The sequence below is a fragment of the Neisseria sp. P0021.S007 genome (genome assembly GCF_051956855.1).
Map to the genome: position 1 here is coordinate 1 of NZ_JBQCXA010000148.1, position 1,050 is coordinate 1,050.

1 protein-coding gene is annotated in these 1,050 nt (G+C 55.0%); it reads right to left on the bottom strand.

Annotated elements, in window-relative coordinates; genetic code table 11:
• On the bottom strand, positions 1-945 hold a 945-nt coding region (locus ACTHUR_RS11825; RefSeq protein WP_440398700.1), incomplete at its 3' end, for a Na+/H+ antiporter NhaC family protein.
• Positions 946-1,050 lie beyond the last annotated feature (105 nt).

A 1,050-nucleotide genomic window follows, 5' to 3' on the forward strand; every position in this document is an offset into this window, starting at 1 on the left:
GAACATGCTTTCCAAACCGCCGCGCGAAATGAGTTTGGCGATGTCTTGAAACGCTTCGCCTTCGAGTTTGTAGCCGCCGTAAAACCATGTGCCGAGCTGGTTCAAGTCGGGCGTGCTGTGGAAATAAGTTACCGCAAGCGCGGCGAGGATGGTGAAGAGCATGGCGACGACGGCGTTGATGCGCAACAACGCCAACACGACCAACAGCGCAAACGGAATCAGCGAATAGCCGTGCACCAAGCCCGTCGCTTCGAGCTGGCTGCGGAAGGATTCGACGCTGTTCAAATCGTGGGCGGCAACATTGGGCAAGAGCCACAGCATCAATGCCGCACTGATGAGCCACGCGGGAATGGTGGTGTACATCATGTTTTTGATGTGCTCGAACAAATCGATGCCGACGATGGAGGCGGAAATGCCCGTGGTATCGGAGAGCGGGGACATTTTGTCGCCGAAGAACGCGCCGGAAACAATCGCACCCGCCGTCATCGCCAAATCGGCATGAAACGCCGCCGCCATGCCCATAAAGGCAACGCCGACGGTGGCGCAAGTGGTCAAACTGCGGCCGATGGACACGCCGATGACGGAACAAAGTGCAAAGGCGGAGAAATAGAAATAAGTAGGGGAAATCAGCCCGAAACCGTAATACATCAGCGTCGGAATCGCGCCGCTCATCATCAGCGCGCTGACCATCAGCCCGATGAAGAAAAACAGGTAAATCGCGCCCATGCCCTGCCCCACCGCGCCGACCATGCCTTTTTGCATGTCGTTATATTTCAACCCGCGCGCGAGACCGTAGAGGATGAGGACGGTAATGGCGGCGATGATGGACATATGGGGCAGCCAGCCCAGCGAAATGATGGTGTAACCCATCGCTCCGATTAACGCCGCAACGACGGCAAGCGCCTCTTTGCGCGGCATATCGAGCAGTGATTTGAATGCAAACATATTGCTTTGCCTGTTTTGTGTGTATTTAACGAAGTTTAGCACACGGGGTCGTCTGAAAAACCGCTTTTCAGACGACCCCGTGATTTTTTATGAATGTAATAACGG